This window comes from Vibrio sp. T20 (assembly GCF_007858795.1).
GTDB classification, from domain to species: Bacteria; Pseudomonadota; Gammaproteobacteria; order Enterobacterales; family Vibrionaceae; genus Vibrio; species Vibrio satsumensis.
Genome location: NZ_VFEB01000197.1, coordinates 1 through 298 on the forward strand (window position 1 = coordinate 1; position 298 = coordinate 298).

Annotated in this window: 1 pseudogene; it reads right to left on the reverse strand. The window is 42.3% G+C overall.

Annotation, left to right across the window (positions count from 1 at the left end):
- Nucleotides 1–298 (reverse strand): annotated as a pseudogene (locus FTW16_RS21170) (protein TolA); the annotation flags it as partial.

The following is a 298-nucleotide window of genomic DNA, read 5'->3' on the forward strand; positions in this document are numbered from 1 at the left end:
CGGCTTTTTCTTTTGCCACGCGTTCCTGTTCAGCTTTTGCGATTGCTGCTTCTTTAGCTTTACGCTCATTTTCAGCTTTCACCAACGCCGCTTCTTTCAGCTTACGGTCAGCTTCTGCTTTAGCAGCTTTCTTCTTCTCTTGCTCTAAACGCGCTTCTTCGACTTTACGTTGTTTTTCTTTTTCAACTCGACGCTTTTCAGCTTCACGAGTTGCTTTTGCTTCTTTAGCTTGCTGTTCTTTTAGCTTACGAATGTTTTCTTCTTCAGCTTTTCGATTCTTTTCAAGTCTTTCGCTTTC